This window comes from Halomonas sp. LES1 (assembly GCF_031846005.1).
GTDB lineage: Bacteria > Pseudomonadota > Gammaproteobacteria > Pseudomonadales > Halomonadaceae > Halomonas.
This window is the reverse complement of record NZ_JAVRGC010000003.1, coordinates 537341-553639: the sequence shown is the minus strand read 5'-3', so window position 1 is coordinate 553639 and position 16299 is coordinate 537341. Positions and strand designations below refer to the sequence as shown.

The 16299-nt window shown below is 65.1% G+C and carries 19 protein-coding genes; 17 read left to right on the top strand and 2 right to left on the bottom strand.

Annotation, left to right across the window (positions count from 1 at the left end; translation table 11 throughout):
- On the bottom strand, nt 1-1413 hold the full coding sequence (locus RM463_RS09950) for a YfcC family protein (protein ID WP_311429900.1): 1413 nt from the start codon (nt 1411-1413) through the stop codon (nt 1-3).
- 53 nt (nt 1414-1466) lie between these two features.
- Nucleotides 1467-2696: a M20 aminoacylase family protein gene (locus RM463_RS09945; protein WP_311429899.1), complete on the bottom strand. Its 1230-nt coding sequence runs from the start codon at nt 2694-2696 to the stop codon at nt 1467-1469.
- A 115-nt stretch (nt 2697-2811) separates the two neighbouring features.
- On the opposite strand from RM463_RS09945, the gene RM463_RS09940 reads away from it, so the two are divergent.
- The 17 genes from RM463_RS09940 to RM463_RS09860 all read left to right on the top strand — a co-directional run bounded on the left by RM463_RS09940 (nt 2812) and on the right by RM463_RS09860 (nt 16258).
- Nucleotides 2812-3732, top strand: coding sequence for a LysR substrate-binding domain-containing protein (locus RM463_RS09940; protein ID WP_311429898.1), 921 nt, complete (start codon nt 2812-2814; stop codon nt 3730-3732).
- A 252-nt stretch (nt 3733-3984) separates the two neighbouring features.
- On the top strand, nt 3985-5877 hold the full coding sequence (locus tag RM463_RS09935; RefSeq protein WP_311429897.1) for a DNA topoisomerase III: 1893 nt from the start codon (nt 3985-3987) through the stop codon (nt 5875-5877).
- 816 nt (nt 5878-6693) lie between these two features.
- On the top strand, nt 6694-6969 hold the full coding sequence (locus RM463_RS09930) for a hypothetical protein (protein ID WP_299313364.1): 276 nt from the start codon (nt 6694-6696) through the stop codon (nt 6967-6969).
- A 108-nt stretch (nt 6970-7077) separates the two neighbouring features.
- The gene (locus RM463_RS09925) at nt 7078-7611 is read left to right on the top strand and encodes an STY4534 family ICE replication protein (protein ID WP_305497895.1); all 534 of its coding nucleotides are present in this window, start codon (nt 7078-7080) and stop codon (nt 7609-7611) included.
- A 91-nt stretch (nt 7612-7702) separates the two neighbouring features.
- Nucleotides 7703-7939, top strand: a complete 237-nt coding sequence (locus RM463_RS09920) for a hypothetical protein (protein ID WP_023005080.1) — start codon at nt 7703-7705, stop codon at nt 7937-7939.
- 86 nt (nt 7940-8025) lie between these two features.
- The gene (locus RM463_RS09915; protein WP_096655003.1) at nt 8026-8562 is read left to right on the top strand and encodes a hypothetical protein; all 537 of its coding nucleotides are present in this window, start codon (nt 8026-8028) and stop codon (nt 8560-8562) included.
- Nucleotides 8563-8702: 140 nt separating this feature from the next.
- Nucleotides 8703-9347, top strand: a complete 645-nt coding sequence (locus tag RM463_RS09910; protein ID WP_165771600.1) for a PilL N-terminal domain-containing protein — start codon at nt 8703-8705, stop codon at nt 9345-9347.
- Nucleotides 9340-10101: a hypothetical protein gene (locus tag RM463_RS09905; RefSeq protein ID WP_311429896.1), complete on the top strand. Its 762-nt coding sequence runs from the start codon at nt 9340-9342 to the stop codon at nt 10099-10101. The genes RM463_RS09910 and RM463_RS09905 overlap by 8 nt, the downstream gene beginning before the upstream one ends.
- A gap of 19 nt (nt 10102-10120) precedes the next feature.
- Nucleotides 10121-10876: a TIGR03759 family integrating conjugative element protein gene (locus RM463_RS09900; RefSeq protein ID WP_311429895.1), complete on the top strand. Its 756-nt coding sequence runs from the start codon at nt 10121-10123 to the stop codon at nt 10874-10876.
- 14 nt (nt 10877-10890) lie between these two features.
- Nucleotides 10891-11475, top strand: a complete 585-nt coding sequence (locus RM463_RS09895; protein ID WP_311429894.1) for a transglycosylase SLT domain-containing protein — start codon at nt 10891-10893, stop codon at nt 11473-11475.
- A 14-nt stretch (nt 11476-11489) separates the two neighbouring features.
- Complete coding sequence (locus tag RM463_RS09890) at nt 11490-11666, top strand: hypothetical protein (protein WP_156940893.1); 177 nt, start codon at nt 11490-11492, stop codon at nt 11664-11666.
- Nucleotides 11653-12228 carry an integrating conjugative element protein gene (locus RM463_RS09885; protein WP_311429893.1) on the top strand — a complete coding sequence of 192 codons (576 nt, stop codon included), beginning with the start codon at nt 11653-11655 and terminating at the stop codon, nt 12226-12228. The genes RM463_RS09890 and RM463_RS09885 overlap by 14 nt, the downstream gene beginning before the upstream one ends.
- 10 nt (nt 12229-12238) lie before the next feature.
- Nucleotides 12239-14533, top strand: coding sequence for a type IV conjugative transfer system coupling protein TraD (gene traD, locus RM463_RS09880; protein ID WP_311429892.1), 2295 nt, complete (start codon nt 12239-12241; stop codon nt 14531-14533).
- The gene (locus tag RM463_RS09875; protein WP_311429891.1) at nt 14502-14792 is read left to right on the top strand and encodes a hypothetical protein; all 291 of its coding nucleotides are present in this window, start codon (nt 14502-14504) and stop codon (nt 14790-14792) included. Before traD ends, RM463_RS09875 begins: the two co-directional genes overlap by 32 nt.
- 1 nt (nt 14793) lies before the next feature.
- Nucleotides 14794-15486 (top strand): TIGR03747 family integrating conjugative element membrane protein, encoded by a 693-nt coding sequence (locus tag RM463_RS09870; protein WP_311429890.1) that lies wholly within the window; start codon nt 14794-14796, stop codon nt 15484-15486.
- Nucleotides 15487-15680: 194 nt separating this feature from the next.
- On the top strand, nt 15681-16043 hold the full coding sequence (locus tag RM463_RS09865) for an RAQPRD family integrative conjugative element protein (protein ID WP_311429889.1): 363 nt from the start codon (nt 15681-15683) through the stop codon (nt 16041-16043).
- The gene (locus RM463_RS09860) at nt 16043-16258 is read left to right on the top strand and encodes a TIGR03758 family integrating conjugative element protein (RefSeq protein ID WP_023005028.1); all 216 of its coding nucleotides are present in this window, start codon (nt 16043-16045) and stop codon (nt 16256-16258) included. The genes RM463_RS09865 and RM463_RS09860 overlap by 1 nt, the downstream gene beginning before the upstream one ends.
- Nucleotides 16259-16299 lie beyond the last annotated feature (41 nt).

The following is a 16299-nucleotide window of genomic DNA, read 5'->3' as shown; positions in this document are numbered from 1 at the left end:
TCAGTAACCGATGTAGTGAGCCACGACCAGGGCAATCCAGCACATGGCGTAGAGTGGCACCATGATCGGCAGGATCACGGGCAGCCACTGGGCATAGGAAACACGGCCCAGGGCCAGCATGGCCAGGATGCCACCGGCGGTAGGAGTGAACAGGTTAGTCAGCCCGTCGCCCACCTGGAAGGCAGTAATCATCAGCTGCCGGCTCATGTCGACGAGGTCGGCCAGCGGGATTAGGATCGGCATGGTCACCAGCGCCTGGGCCGAGCCACTGGGGATGAACAGGTTGATCACGCCCTGGATGATGCTGGCCACCACCGCGGCCAGGGCCACCGGCATGTCCCCCACGATGGCGCTCAGCGAGTGAACAATAGTGTCGATGATACGGGCATCACTGAGGATGACCTGGATTGAAGCGGCAAGACCAATCACCAGCGCACCGGCGGTCACGGAGGAGGCGCCCTCCATCATCCGCTGTACCAGTTGATTGGCGCTGAGACCGCTTGCTAGCCCGATCAGGATGGCCATAAGCAAGAAGTTGCCGGCGATCTCCTTGATGTACCAGCCGCGGGTGAAGACGCCGAAAAGCATGATCACCAGGCCGGCCAGGAAGATGCCGAGGACGATAAGGTTGTTGCGCGACAAGGCGTAGTCCTTGAGCTTCCGGCTCATCTCCACCGGTTCGTCGTCCTTGAACTCGATGTTGACCACGCGCAGGCAGATATAGGCGGCAAGCGTCGCCAGGCAGGTCAGCATCATCAGGGTGCGCAGCCACCAGCCGGAAAACAGCGGCAGTTCGCCAATGCTCTGTGCCACCCCCACGGTGTAGGGGTTGATGGGCGAGAGCGCAAAGCCGATGGCGATACCGCCCACGGCCATGGTCACACCCACCAGGCGCGAGCAGCCGATGGCCGCGGCGATCAGCACACCGACGGGCACCAGGGCAATGTTGTTCTCGGCACCCACGGCCATGCCAAAGAAGCCATAGATGAAGGTGCCCGCGGTGATAATCAGGTTGCGGCTCTTGATGCTGTTGCCCGCGCCCATCCTGTAGGCAGCAATGCCTATGGCGTTTTCCAGCGCCCCCGTGCCCTTGAGGATGTGGAAGAGTCCGCCGGCGATGAAAACGATGAAAAGGAACTGGGCGGCGTTGATCATCCCCTCGGGAATAGCCACGAAGACACGGAAGAAGTGCAAATTGGCAATATCGGACAGGTACTCGAAGGAGCCTGGAATTACCCGGCTCCGGCCATTCACCACTTCCCGCGCGAATTCGCCGGCGGGCACGAAGAAGGTCATCGCATAGACGACCACCAGCACCATGAAGATCAGGACCATTGGGTCTGGAAACTCACGGAACCACTGACGTTTCCGGGAAGCGGCAGGCTTGCGGTCATCGGACTGTTGTTGGCTCATGGTCACCCTTTGGGTCGCTGTGCGACCTCGTTGGAGTTGTCGTGGGTTGTGGATCACTCGGAGCGGGAAGTTCCCTGCGAGAAGTAGCGGGACACCAGGCCCATCAGGAAGGTGGCGGCGGGTCCCATGCAGTCATCGTTGAAGTCGTAGTGCGGGTTGTGCACGCTGCATGGTCCCAGGGGCAACCCTTCGTCGTGGCCGTTATCGCCGTTGCCGACGATGAAGTAGCAGCCAGGCACCTGCTCGAGAAAGTAGGCGCAGTCCTCGCTGCCGGTAAGGGGCGCGGTGGGCGCTTCGACTCGCTCGTCGCCGAACATCTCTCGGGCGGTGTCGATGGCAAGCTGGGTCTCGGCCGGGGCGTTAATCAACACCGGATAACCGCGCACGTAGTCGATCTCGCAGCGGCAGTCGAAGGACTCTGCCTGGGACTCGGCCAGGGTGCGAATGCGGCGCTCGAGGGTATCGCGCACCTCGGGGTCCAGGGTACGCACGCTGAGCTCTAGCTCGGCGCTGTTGGGAATGACGTTGGCGCTGGAGCCGGCCTGCATCCGGCCTACGCTGATCACCGAGACGAGGTTGGGATCGACGTTGCGCCCGACGATGCTCTGCAGTGCCAGCACGGTGGCAGCCGCTGGCAGAGTGGGGTCGGCGGCCAGCTGCGGCAGGGCCCCGTGGCCGCCCTTGCCAATGAAGGTCAGCGTGACCGTGTCCGAGGAAGCCATGAAGGCACCCTCCCTGAAACACAGGTGGCCCACGGGCTTGCCGGGGAAATTGTGCAGCGCAAAGAGGGAATCGCAGGGGAAGCGCTCGAAGAGGCCGTCTTCGATCATGCACAGTGCCCCGCCACCGCCACCCAGCTCCTCAGCAGGCTGGAAGATCAGGTTCAGGGTGCCGCTGCCGGGCAGCCCCTGCTCGCGATGCTGGCGGGCCAAGGCCTCGGCAGCACCCAGTAGGATGGCGGTGTGGCCGTCATGGCCGCAGGCGTGCATCTTGCCGGGAACCTGGCTGGCCCAGGGCAAGCCGGTCTCCTCCTGGATGGGCAGGGCATCCATATCGGCGCGCAGGCCGAGTCGCGGGCCCGAATTGTCGCCCCAGCGCAGCACGCCGACCACGCCGGTAGTGGCGATGCCGGTGTGAACCTCATAGCCCCACTCCTCCAGCCGCTCTGCCACTAGCTGGCTGGTGGCAAACTCCTCGAAACCGAGCTCAGGGTGCTGATGGATATGGCGGCGGCAGGCCTGCATCTGGTCGATATCTGGCGTGATCGTCGAATGGGCTGTCATCGGCTTCGCCTCTTAGCATTGGAATTTGCGTCAATAGAGCCGATGTTGTCAGTGGTGACTGATATCGAAAAGACGATAAAATCTACTTGATGACACGCATAGGTGTTCACTTGAGATGAAAAACCACCATTTGAGGGCCCTGCTGAAGGTGGCCGAAGAAGGGTCGATTCGAGGGGCCGCCAGGGCGCTGCACCTGAGTCAGAGCGCCCTGACCCGCGCGCTGCGCGAACTGGAGGCCGACCTTGGATCGGAGCTGCTGATACGCAGCTACCGCGGCGTCGAGTTCACACCGTCGGGCAAGGTGCTACTGAAACGGGCGCGCCTGGCGTTCTCCACCCTGGACAAGGCCAGGGATGAAATACGTTGGCTGCGCGGCGGCTCGGGCGTGCAGGTCACGGTGGCGGTGACCACCGCAATCGCGACCACGTCTCTGCCCGCCGTGCTTCGGGAGTTCGAGCGCGAGCAGCCTGATGCCAGCCTCAGCCTGGAGGAAGGCATGATGAGCACGGTGCTACCGGGCCTAATGGAGGGACGCATCGACTTCGCCATCGCCGTGGCCGAGGCGGATCAGCTACCCCACGAGATCACCTTCGAACCGCTGACCGAGCTGCTCTCGGAACCCATGGCGCGTGAAGGTCACGCATTGCTGGGTGCCACCGACTGGTCCCAGATGGCTGAGGCGCGCTGGGTGCTGAACCTGGCGGTCGGCAGCTCGGCACAGCGGCTGATCGACTGGCTCGAGGCTCAAGACATCTCGATCTCGCAGCGGGTGGTAAAGTGCGATTCTCCAATCATGATGGTTGAGCTGATGCGACGCACTGATCTGATCGGCTTCGGCCCGCGGTTCTTTGTCGACGATCCGCTTTCCGGCCGTGGGTTAGCCTGCTTCGACACCCTGGCCACCTTTCCGGCCTATACTATCGGCCTGCTCAAGCTGCGCGGCGTGCCCCTCCACCCCGGGGCCGAGCGGCTCGCGACCCTGTTCAGACGCCATATCTCCTTGCTGAATCTATCGCGCCGGCCATCGAGTCAATGAGTGAGTTGGCTCAGCGGGCTAATCCCCGCCCCGCGGGCTGGTAGCCTGACGCAAACCAACGGGTCTCCGAGAATGCCGGTACGTTCAGCTCAATGCCGGGCACGCGGGTGATGCCATGAGCGCGGCGCTCGAGGAGCGTTTCCGTGCGGCGCTCCGTTAGCGCAAAGCCTCGTTGCCAACGTTCCCTTTCTCTCTTCGTTCGCCCCCATCTCCTTGCCATGCTGCCTTCAAATTCATGAGGGAGTTGAGCCGATGCGTCTATTCCTGTGCGAGAAGCCTTCGCAGGCCCGAGATATTGCCCGTGTGATCGGTGCCGGCCAGCGCAGCGAGGGCTTCCTGAAGGGCGAGGGGTGTGTCGTGACCTGGGGGTTCGGGCATCTGCTCGAGCAGGCCCCGCCGGAGCAGTACGACCCGGCGCTCAAGCGCTGGTCGCTGGAGGCGCTGCCAATTCTGCCTTCGACCTGGAAGATGGAGATCAAGAAGAGCGGCCGCAAGCAGTTCGGTGTCGTGAAGAAGCTGCTGGGCCAGGCGACCGAGGTGGTAGTGGCCACCGATGCCGACCGGGAAGGGGAAACCATCGCCCGCGAAATCTTGGATCACTGCGGCTATCGGGGGAAGGTCTCCCGCCTGTGGCTCTCGGCCCTGGATGATGCCTCGATCCGCAAGGCCCTGGCCGGCATCAGGCCCGGCGAGGCGACCTACCCGCTATATCTGGCTGGGCTCGGGCGTAGCCGGGCCGATTGGCTGGTCGGGATGAACCTGACCCGGGCCTATACGGTGCTGGCCCAGCGACAGGGCCATCAGGGAGTACTCTCGGTGGAGCGTGTGCAGACGCCTGCGCTGCGCCTGGTTGTGGATCGCGACCGGGAGATTGCCTACTTCGTTCCCCAGCCCTTCTGGGAAGTCGTGGCGCATCTGCAGGCGTCGGGCGGGACCTTTCAGGCGAAGTGGCAACCGAGTGATGCCTCGATCCAGGATGCCGCGGGGCGCTGCGTCAGCGAGGAAGCCGCCCGGTCATTGGCTCAGCGAGTCACCGGGCAGCAGGGGCGTGTCAGCCACCTCGAGACGAGCCGCAAGAAGGAGGCGGCGCCACTGGTGATGGATCTCTCATCGCTGCAGCAGGAGGCGTCGCGCCGCTTTGGTTACGGTGCCCAGCAGGTATTGGATATCGCCCAGGCGCTCTACGAAGTCCACAAGGCGACCAGCTACCCGCGAACCGACTGTCGGTATCTGCCGGAGTCGCAGCGCGATGATGCCGAACGCATCGTGACGATGCTGCTGCACTCGGATGAGGTGCTGTCACCGCTTCGCCAGCGGCTGGACACGAGCCGCAAGAGCCGTGTCTGGAACGACAGCAAGATTACCGCCCACCACGGCATCATCCCGACCGCGGCCTGCGACCTGGCCAAGTTGAGCGATGACGAGCGCAACGTCTACGACCTGATTCGTCGCCACTACCTGGCCCAGTTTCTGCCGGCTCACGAGTACGATCGGACCGAGGTGCGGGTAGACCTGGAGGGCGAAGCGTTTGTGGCCTCAGGGCGGCAGGTGCGTGTGGAAGGGTGGCGCGAACTCTTTCCCCGGGCGGCGGTTGGAGATGGCGGCGACGAGGAGCGGGAAGCGCCCCCGCTGCCGTCGCTGAGCGAGGGGGAGTGCTGCCAGGCCCGTCAGCTTGAGGTGCTGGCCAAACAAACGACACCGCCCAAGCCCTTCACCGAGGGCACCCTGGTCGCCGCCATGAAGCATGCCGCTCGGTTCGTGACAGACGAGCGCCTGAAGGCGCGTCTCAAGGAGACGGCAGGGATCGGCACCGAGGCAACGCGAGCCGGCATCATCGAGACCTTGCTGAAGCGGGGCTTCATCAAGCGGCAGAATCGGGCCCTGGTTTCGACGCCGACCGGCCAGAAGCTGATCGATGCGCTGCCTACCGTCATCACCAATCCCGGCATGACGGCGCTCTGGGAACAGGCGTTGGATGACGTCGCGGCAGGGCACCTGGCGCTGCAGGAGTTCATGGGCCGTCAGGCCGGGATGGTAGAGAAGCTGGTGCAGCATGCGCGCGAGTCCACGGTGACGATGCCTCAGTCGAAGAGCAAGACGCCAGGAAAAGGCGCTGGCAGCCGGCGCAAAGCGTCATCATCTTGACCCTAAGAGGGGTAGGCTCAATAATGAGAGCCGTACCCCGTTGGTTGCTGACGGTCATCACGCAACGCCCTTTGAGCGCCAACGCTCAATCCCCCAAAGTATTCGCACCTCGCGAGACGAATACGCCCCATCCCGCCTATACGGCTCACACTGCATCATCAACAGTCGGGGTTCGAGGTTCATTAGTCCCAGGCCAACTTGGTTGGTTGGCCACCTATCTCATACGACGACCGGCCTGCCGGCTACCTTGATCCAGGGTAGCAGCCAGGCCGGTTGACGTTTCCACGCTGGAAACGCCTGCCCTTCTGCGGAGCCCGCCGCATCACCAACGGGAGCCCTTTGTGCAGGGATCTGTGCTTGATCGACCGAATGCGTCCGCGAAGAGATTCGGGTGCCACCGTGAGCGAAGCATGGCAACGAGGGACATGCCTTGGCTCCAGTTGCATGGCGGACATCCTGGTACTTGTCGATACGGCGACGACCCTGTTGATGCCCTCTATGGTCTTCAATCCCAAGACGTGGCGTGCCGCGTCTTGCGAGTGGGGATATCGAGGAGACGCTGCCCAAGCAATGAGCAGCCTTCCAGTGGGCAAGTGCCGCCGCTGGCGGCCCGGTGGTCTCGACCGGTTCCAACCGAGACACCCCAGGCACCCAGGCGTTTCAAGGGTGCGCCGCTTGGCGGTACGCCGTCACCCAAGGCCTCGCGCATCCCGAGACGAGGCCGCCCATTCGGGCTGGATGCCACTGCGATTACCACCCATTCGGGGAGATGCCTCCCCAGGGGGGCGGACCCCCTGGAACCTGGAGGAAGACCCCATGGCCACGATTGTCGACGACCATGTCATGGTCTGTGACGACTGCCTGATGATCATCGCCAACGACGATGCCACCGGGCTGGATCACTTCCTGGATGAGGAGAGCGCTGCTGCCCGAGAAAGGGAGGTGCGTGATTCCATCTACGCAGCGCAGCGCGACGGGAACACCCTCGTCGTCGGCGATAGCGAGCACGACGAAGCGTTCTCGACCTCATCCTGCGACTGCTGCCACACCCACCTGGCGGGCGCTCGGCACCACTGCGTGCTGATGGGCTGAGCCAGCGTCTGAATCCACCCCTTGCCCACCCGGGAAGCCACTCGACTTCCCAGAGGGGGGGGCGAGTGTCTTCCGGGCGCACACCGCAACCCACCGAGGAGACACTCCATGACGAACTCCACTCACCAGAGTGCCACCACTGGCTTCTTCGATCTGCATATCACCGGCCTTGGCTATCTCAACCGCATCCGAGAGGTCAGGCCGAAGCGTGGAGACGCGTTCTGGGCATGCGATATCGCCGCCCTGAACGGCCCCGCGGACGATGTGGGCTATACCCGCTTCGACTGCCGGATCAGCGGCCGTGAGGCCGAAGCGCTCGTCAAACGCTGCCGTCAGGCGGTGTATCAAGGTCGCAAGGTGCTGGTGGGCTTCAAGCTGGGCGACCTCTGGACGGACACCTTCGTCTACTCCAGAGGCGACAAGGCGGGCCAGACCGGCGTCAGTCTCAAGGCGCGCCTGCTGTTCATCAGCTGGATAAAGGTGAACGGCGAGATGGTTTACCAGGCACCCCGCCGCGACGAGCAGACTGCCGGCAACGACAGATCCGCTGCCTCAGTGGAGCCGTCTGAAGCCGGCAATGGCTACGCCGCTGCCCACGCGGGAGAAGCGGCCGGCTCCTTCGATTCGCCGGCCATGCACTGATCCACAGCGCTTCCATCAACCTACCCAGCCGGGGATTTACCTCCCCGTCGGGGAGGTTCTTCTCGGCGATGACAGTCCGCTGGAGAAGACAATGCGAGTGGAAGTTAACCAACTGCTCTACGATCCGCGAGATCCGATCTGCTTCTACATCCTGAGCGAGAGTGCCGGGAGGCTGTACGCCTTCGTGCAGTGCATCGATCGGGGCATGGATCTCAAGGCTCACTACCGCGCCCGCTATTGGGGCGAGTACAGCCACGACGACCCGGATGGCAGCATCCGTCTCATCCTGACTCACGGGGGTAAATGGCCAGGCCTGCCCCTCGACTAACCACATTGCCCATCACCACCCAGCCGGGGAAATGCCTCCCCGCTGGGAAGGTTCTCCCCGGTGCTGTTATGAACGGGAGAACCACGATGGAACACTTTGTCCCTAATCCCTATGCGGTCGAAGGTGCGCTGATTCGGGAGGCGGTGCTGCGCGAGCAGTTTCGTCTCACGGTGCATGGCACGCGCTGGGAGTATGACGATACCGCTCCCTCGGACCCCTGGTTCGAGGAGACAACCGTCATCGACGCTGGCAGCTTTGCGACGGTCACCGAGATCGTCCATGCAGAGCCCGACCTTCTGGCGCATATCGGCCCGGAGGTCATGCTGTCTCACGCCGAGGTGCGAGACCGGTACGGTCGCCTTGTGGCAGCAGCACGCTTTACGACGGGTGCCTTCGAGTGGCTCATGCCGCCCACCGTTCAGGAAGCGTCTGCGCTACGCGAGCGCGAGCAGGCACTGGAGCAGCGGGCCAGGGAGGAGATTGCCCTGGCAGACAACGTCAGCGCAGCGCGCTGGCTTCGCGAGCAGGCGGCAGGCGTGCGGCTGCAGCTGGCTCTGGACCACTACTATCGACCCTATGTGCGCCGAGAGCTCGAGGCGCTCAGCGTCATGCCAAGGCACTGACGATTCCCAACCTGCGAAGAACGCCCCATTCCGGGGCGTTTTTCCTTTCCCCGCCTGATTACGCTTTCCAATCGACCCGCCCCCGCAAACCCGAGAACCTCCTGCCTCAACGCCATTGAATGGACTCCTTGAGGCAACGCATGCTCAACCTTCCCACCCTCTCGACCGCTGCGCTGATCGCCACCACGCTGCTGGCGGGCTGTGCGCATCAGCCGCAACAGGCTCCTGAACCCTCGAACGCCGACTCTCTGGTGCTTTCGCTGCCGTACTTCGACGTGGACGGCGAGCGGCATCGGGCCGTGGTCACCGGCCCCAACCCGCCGACGACCGAGGCCGTGACTCCGGACATTTACAGCGACGAACTGCCCTCCGTTGAGGTCATTCGCACCGGGCGTTACCAGCTGGTGGCCACTCAGGCCTCGCTGGGTCAGCGCTACCTCCTGGAGCAGACCATCGACGTGCGCATTCCGGCATCCATGACCACCACTGTGGAGGATGCGCTGCATCACACCCTGCGCCATACCGGCTATTCGCTCTGCCCCGCGCCCGGCCCCGCTCAGCGCACCCTCTACCGCAAGCCGCTGCCGGCGGCCCACTACCGGCTGGGCCCGATGCCGCTGCGCGAAGCCCTTCAGGTGCTGGGCGGCGACGCCTGGGAGCTGGAGGTCGACCCTGTCGCCAGAGAGGTCTGCTACCAGGTGCGGGATATCCGCTATGCGCCGGGGCACGGCGACGACAGCCGTGACGAGCGCAACGAAGCAGTGGCGGAGGTGAGCGATGCGTGAGCCTACTGAGCTGTCGCCCAACCACAAGCCGACGGAGCCGCAGCGTCGCCGCAAGTTCGGGGCAGGGAAGGGCAGCAGGAAGACCCTCTACGGTCTGCTGACGGTCAGCCTGGCCGGTGCCGTGGTGTCGGGGGCTCTGCTGTTGAGGCCGGCGCCTGAGGAGGTGCCGGTGGAATCTCTGGTGCAGTCCCAGGTTCAGCAGGCGGTGGTGCCCCTGGAGGAGGCGCTCGCCCGAGTGGAATCGCAGCAGACGGTGCTGGAGCAGCACCTGGCGGAGCTGGACCAGCGTCTCGAGCGAGCCGAGCAGCGCGGGCTGGAGAATGCCGCCGATATCACCGCCGCACAGGCGCAGCTGGAACAGCGGGATCCGCTTGAGCCCCGCCTGGCCGAGCTATCCGAGACGCTGAGCCACCTGGATAGCGAGCTCAACCTGCGCGTCACCGCCCAGAACGAGCAGATCCAGACGCTGGAGAAGCGCCTCGAGAAGAGCCGGCAGGCGGCACCACGCCCGGCACCTGCCCGCCAGGCGCCGCGGCCAGCGGCCCCGCCGTCGCCCCCGTTCCAGGTCACCGGCGTCGAGTCCCGGGGCGGGCGCCCCTACGTTGGCGTTTCGCCTAACGGCCTGCCGAGCCTGCGCGATATCCGGCTGATTGGCGTTGGGGATCGCCAGGATGGCTGGGAGCTGACCAGTATCCGCAGCACCCACGCCGTCTTCAGCCGCAACGGCCGCTCGGTCGACGTCCAGATTCCCTGAGCCCACCGGAGATCTTGCGATGACCACCATGGCACCTGCTGTTTTGCCCGCTGTGACCGTTGCCGTGGCGCTGCTGGCCAGCCAGGCCGCTGCCCAGTCCACTGCCCAGTCCACCATGGAGCATCGCCCCGATGCCTCCGCCGTGATTCAGGAGGCCCAGCGGCTGCTCGAGAGCGAGCGCACCACCACGCGCACGCAGCGGGCCGAGGCCTGGAGGCTGACCGAGCGCGACTGGGAGCGCTACGAGACCCTGATGGAGGGGCCGCGAGGGATCTGGTCGCCCAACCTCGACCCCATCACTGCCCTGGGCGTGGAGGCGCGCAGCGCCGAGGAGCGCCGCCGCTATGCGGAGCTGCTGGTAGAAGTGGAGCGCGAGCGCACCGAGCGGGAGCTGGCATTCCAGCGGGCCTACGACGAGGCCTGGCAGCGCCTCTATCCCGATGAGATGCCGGTGGACGAGTTCACCCTGCGGCCACGCAATGCCTTTCGCTTCACCGACGAGGGTGCGCTGCAGGCGCGGCTGACGGTGTATGTGGCGGCCGAGGCGTGCGAGCGCTGCGACAGCACCGTCAGCGAGCTGCTGGCCCAGGGCGCCCAGATGGACATCTTCGTGCTCGACAGCGACGGCGACGACGCTGTGATACGCGACTGGGCCCGCCGCGTGGGCGTGCCGGCTGCCCGCGTGCGGGCAAGAGATATCACCCTCAACCACGGCGAACCGAACCTAGAGCAGGGTATCACCGTCGGGTCGCTGCCCCAGGTCTATCCCAGGTGAGGGAGGCGGTCAGTATGGGGCGGAAAGCATGTCCACATCTGGTGATGGGCCTGGCACTAGGTTGTTGCCTGGCAGTGCTGGCATCGCTGGCCAAGGCGGCAGCGGTGCCTCCGGCCTATTTCGATGCAGCAAGCCTGCATCACGTCCCGCCTGAAGTGCTCTATGCGGTGGCGACAACTGAGTCGGTGGTCAGCCTGAAGACGGGTCGCCGTCCCTGGCCATGGACGCTGAACGTGGCGGGGGAGGGCTTCCGCTTCGCAACCCGCCGGGCGGCCTGCAGCGCCCTGATGCAGGCCCTCCAGGAGACTCGCCTGGTGGACGTGGGCATTGCCCAGCTTAACGTGCGCTGGCAGCCGCAGCTATTCGGCGCCGGCAAGCGCTTCTCGAATCCCTGCGATGCCCTCAACCCCTACGCCAATCTGGAGGAGGCGGCACGGCTGCTGCGCGGCCACTTCGAGGCCACCGGTGACTGGGTTCAGGCGGCCGGGCGCTACCACCGACCCGCCGGCGGGGAGCCAGCGGCCCGCTATCGCCGCATCGTTGCCGCAGAGCTCGAGCGCTTGAGCACGTCTCGCCAGCGGCAGCTGGCAGCCAACTGAAGGAGATGCCATCAATGACCTGTTCTGCCCCCTATCGCTGCCCCTACTGCGGGGCATTGGCCTGGCGGGAGCCCCGCGAAATCGAGCCGCCCGTCGACTACTGCCACGGAGATGCCCATGGCTCCCCTGAAGAGTATCGGGAGGAGAGCAGTGAGGTTGCGCTGGAGGAAGATCTTGATGCTGATGCGTGACTGTCGCTGCCGGGCGTTATCTCTGCTGATGGTTGGGCTCTTCGGGCTACTTGTCGCCAGTGCCCAGGCAGAAACCATGGCCCGAATGTCATCGTCTGGGCGCCCTGTGCTGGAGGTGCTCGCCGATCATGGCGGTGAGCCGGCCCGTCCCTACTTTGTTGCCATCGGCATGGCTAATGTGCCGGAGGCGGAGGGCTATGTGCCGGACACGCGGGCACCGGTGCCGTTCGGGGAGGCGGATATGCTGCCGGTGAGCAGCGAGCGGCTATCCCCCGGGGAGGTTGGCTTTCGCCCGCTTGAGCTGCCCGGCCGCATGACGCCTTTCTTCCTGGTCGGAGACGATCCGCTGTCGCTGCGCTGGCTGGAGGCTCGCGGGGAGATCCTGAGCGAGCTTAACGCCGTGGGGCTGATCGTTCAGGTGGCCACGCCCGAGGGGCTACAGCGCTTGCGCGAGACGGCGCCAGGGCTCGAGCTGCGGCCCACGGCAGGGGACGATCTGGCCGGCCGGCTGGGACTTGCTCACTACCCGGTGCTGGTGACGTCTCAAGGGCTGGAGCAGTAGAGGACGCGCGATGAACCAGACACACCCCCTGGAGGCGCTACTGCGCCCAGCGGTAGAGCTCAATACCGCCCTGGTCTGCCTGGCCTGTGCGGTGCTCTGCGTCATGGCGCCCTGGTCGCTGGCCTTGTCGCCCAGCGTGGGCTATGGCATGGCGGCAGGCTTTGCCGCCTTCGGGCTTTGGCGTGTTCGACAGGCCTGGTTGGTACTTCGCTACCGTCGCAACATGAAGCGCCTGCCGCGCTTCGCGCTGCGCAGTCGGCAGATTCCGGTCAGCCAGCGACTGCTGTGGATGGGCAAGGGCTTCAAGTGGGAGGCGCGCCACACCCAACGGCTCCATGAGAGCCAGCAGCCTCACGTGCAACGCTATCTGCGTCCGGGGCCAGCCTACCGCTGGGCCCGTGAGCTGGAGAATCGGCTGGAACGCTATGGGACCAGTCGGCCGCTGGTGAAACTGCTCGCCGCGGATGTGACCTGGAATCCGGTGCGCCCGCTGCCGCCGGTGGGCGGCATGGCAGCACTGCATGCCGTGGAGTGGAAGGAGCGCGATGTCTACTTGCCCCTCGGGGAGCGGGTGGGTCACACCCTGGTGGAGGGCACCACCCGGGTTGGCAAGACCCGGCTCGCCGAGATCCTGATCACCCAGGACATCCATCGCGGTGACGTGGTGATCGCCTTCGACCCCAAGGGCGATGCAGACCTGATGATCCGCATGTATGCCGAGGCTCAGCGGGCGGGCCGCGGCGACGAGTTCTACGTCTTCCATCTGGGCTGGCCAGATATCTCGGCGCGCTACAACGCCGTGGGCCGCTTCGGGCGCATCTCGGAAGTGGCCACCCGGCTTGCCGGCCAGCTCTCCGGGGAGGGCAACAGCGCCGCCTTCCGCGAGTTCGCCTGGCGCTTCGTCAACATCGTGGCCCGGGCCCGTCATGCACTGGGGCAGCGCCCCACCTACGATCAGATCCTCTCGGATGTGGTGAACATCGATGGCCTGATGATCGAGTATGCCCAGCAGACCCTGACGCGCCATGACCAGCACGCCTGGGAGCGCATCACCACCATCGAGGGCAAGCTCAACGACAAGAACATCCCCCGCCAGTTTCAGGGGCGCGACAAGCGGGTGGTGGCCATCGAGCAGTATCTGCAGCAGGTCAAGGTGGTGGACGCCGTGCTCGAGGGGCTGCGCAGCGCCGTGCGCTACGACAAAACCTACTTCGACAAGATCGTGGCGAGCCTTCTGCCGCTGCTGGAGAAGCTGACCACCGGGCGTATCGCCGAGTTGCTCTCGCCGGACTATGACGATATCGAAGACCCCCGGCCGATCATCGACTGGCAGCAGATCATCCGCAAACGGGGCATCGTCTACGTGGGCCTGGATGCCATGTCTGATTTCGAGGTGGCCCAGGCGGTGGGCAATTCGATGTTCGCCGACCTGGTCTCGGTGGCCGGCCATATCTACAAACACGGCATCGATGACGGCCTGCCGGCGGTGAACGGCAAGCGCATGGGCAAGGTACCGATCAACCTGCACTGCGACGAGTTCAACGAGCTGATGGGCGACGAGTTCATCCCGCTCATCAACAAGGGGGGCGGCGCCGGCATCCAGGTCACCGCCTACACCCAGACCCTCTCCGACATCGAGGCACGCATCGGCAACGCCGCCAAGGCCGGTCAGGTGGTCGGCAACTTCAACAACCTGGTGATGCTGCGGGTACGCGAGGAGAAGACCGCCGAGCTGCTGACCCGACAGCTGCGCCAGGTCAACGTGGCTACCCGCATGCTGGTCAGCATGGCCTCCGACTCCAGCGACATTGCCAACGACATCGACTTCACCAGCTCCGGCGGCGACCGCATCAGCACCGTACAGGTGCCGATGATCGAGCCGGCGGACGTGGTCTCGCTGCCCAAGGGGCAGGCCTTCGCCCTGCTCGAGGGCGGCCAGCTCTGGAAGGTGCGCATGCCCTTGCCGCTGCTCGACAGGCACGAGGACATCCCCGGCAGCATCGCCGAGCTCGCCGAGCGCATGAAGCGCGACTACACCACCGGCGAGCAGTGGTGGACCGCGGTGATGCCACCGCCGGTGAACCTGGAGCTGGGCGAGCTAGGGGCTGAACTCCCGATGCGGGCCCGCGATGCCCAGGAGTCGCCGCCTGCGCGGACAGAAGCTCGAGCGGAGGCGCGGGACATAGGCGAGGCCAAGGCGCGCCGGCAGGGGGAGGAGGCTGAGGATCAGCTGCTCAACGAGTGGCCGCTGGCCCAAGAGATGGAGAATCGTGATGAACCTCGAGACAGCGCCCGTGAAGGATGACGCCGCGGTTACCGCCATCGTCTCCAGTGTTGCCCTGGAGAGCGGCTCCCTGAGTGAGCTGCCTCAGGCCCTGTTCGGGCTACTCGACTACGTGGTCATCGGGATCGACCGCGTCGAGCTGACCCAGCATGCCTATCGCAAGGGGCTTTCGCCGGTATGGGAGCAGGGCGAGCACCCTCATGAGGGGCGGCTGATCCTGCACTACCACGATCGCCGCTGGTCGCTGCTCTGCTCGCTGACGCCAGTCAGGGTGCACTGAGATGGCCACGGCGGAACGTGCCCAGGAAACTCGACGCGGCTGGTTCTCCACGCTGTTCGGGCTTCCATTTCAGATTATGGCGGTGCTGGTCGTGTCGCTGCTGATGTCGGTGCTGGTCGAGTGGGCGGGAATCCACTGGCAGTGGTGGAGCCAGCCCGGGGCCCAGCATGCGCTGGAGACCCTGGAAACCGAAGTGGCCCGACTGGATACCCACTTCACGCGCTCGCTGCTGGTCTCGGACCCGGTCGCCCTGGCGACCCGAGCCGTCACCAGCGCCCACGAGTGGCTGTTCGTGAGGAGCGGGATAGCGGCCTGGCTTGAGACCAGTGCCCATCACGGAGGCTGGCTCGGCACCCTGCATATCTACGTGCAGGCGGCGCTCTACGTCACGCTGATGACCCTGACCCGCGTGGTCATTCTGCTGCTGACCTCGCCGCTCTTTGCTTTGGCGGCCCTGGTTGGTTTCGTCGACGGCCTGGTGCGCCGCGACCTGCGCCGCTTCGGTGCGGGGCGCGAGTCCGCTTTCATCTACCACCATGCCAAGCGGGCCATCACGCCGGTCTTCGTGGTGGGCTGGCTGTTCTACCTGAGCGTGCCCTTCGCCATTCATCCCAACGCCTTCCTGCTGCCCTGCGCGGCCCTATTTGGCTTGCTGGTCAGCATCGCCACGGGAAGCTTCAAGAAGTACCTCTGAAACTCCACATCGCAGGCCTTCCGCGGCCTCGCCGCTATCGTCCGGAGCCGGTTCAGGCTCCGCTGCTTGCGTGCCTAGGGAATTGAGCGGTCACAGATAAACGTGGTGTGCGGCGCTTATGGTTTCCTGCTGCGCTGCACCCTGGCGGGCGACAGGATGAGGACAATGCCAGCCAACGGATGGACTGTCTTGCCATGACGTTTCGCCGCTTGCCACGGGCCCTGTCGCCCCTGCTTCTGACGCTGCTGATCGCTCAACTCGGCGCTACCTACTCCGCCTATGCCAACGACCGCGACGGCGTGCGCGATGAGATCGCCCGCCAGGACCTGGCCCTGATCCAGGATCAGCTGGCCCAGATTCAGCGCATTGTGGATCGGCTCGAGAGCCGCGTTGGGGAGTTCGACCCTGAGACCACTCGTGTCTTCCTGGATGTGCCGCGCCTGCGCCGGGATATCCAAGCCGTGGACAAGGGCATCGATGACGTACTCGAACCGCCTCGATTGCCGCCCCGCCAGCCGGTGCCCCTCGCCGGGGACTACCTGCGGGAGTTGCGCTAATGGAGGCCTTCGCCGCCGGTGCCGGCTTCGAGGCGCCACCCCTGGGAGTCCTTATTGCCGGGGTGGGCTGCACCGTGGTGCTGCTCTGGGCGTGTTGGAGCGCCATCTCCTCCTATCGAGGCTACGCCAAGGGGCGCGTCAGCGGCGATGACTTCGGCTTTGCCGCGCTGCGCGCCGTCTTTCTGGTCGTGGTGATGTTCTGGATTTTCCTATGAGGTCACCGGCCTCGAACCCTGCGTCATTCAGCAATTCGTTA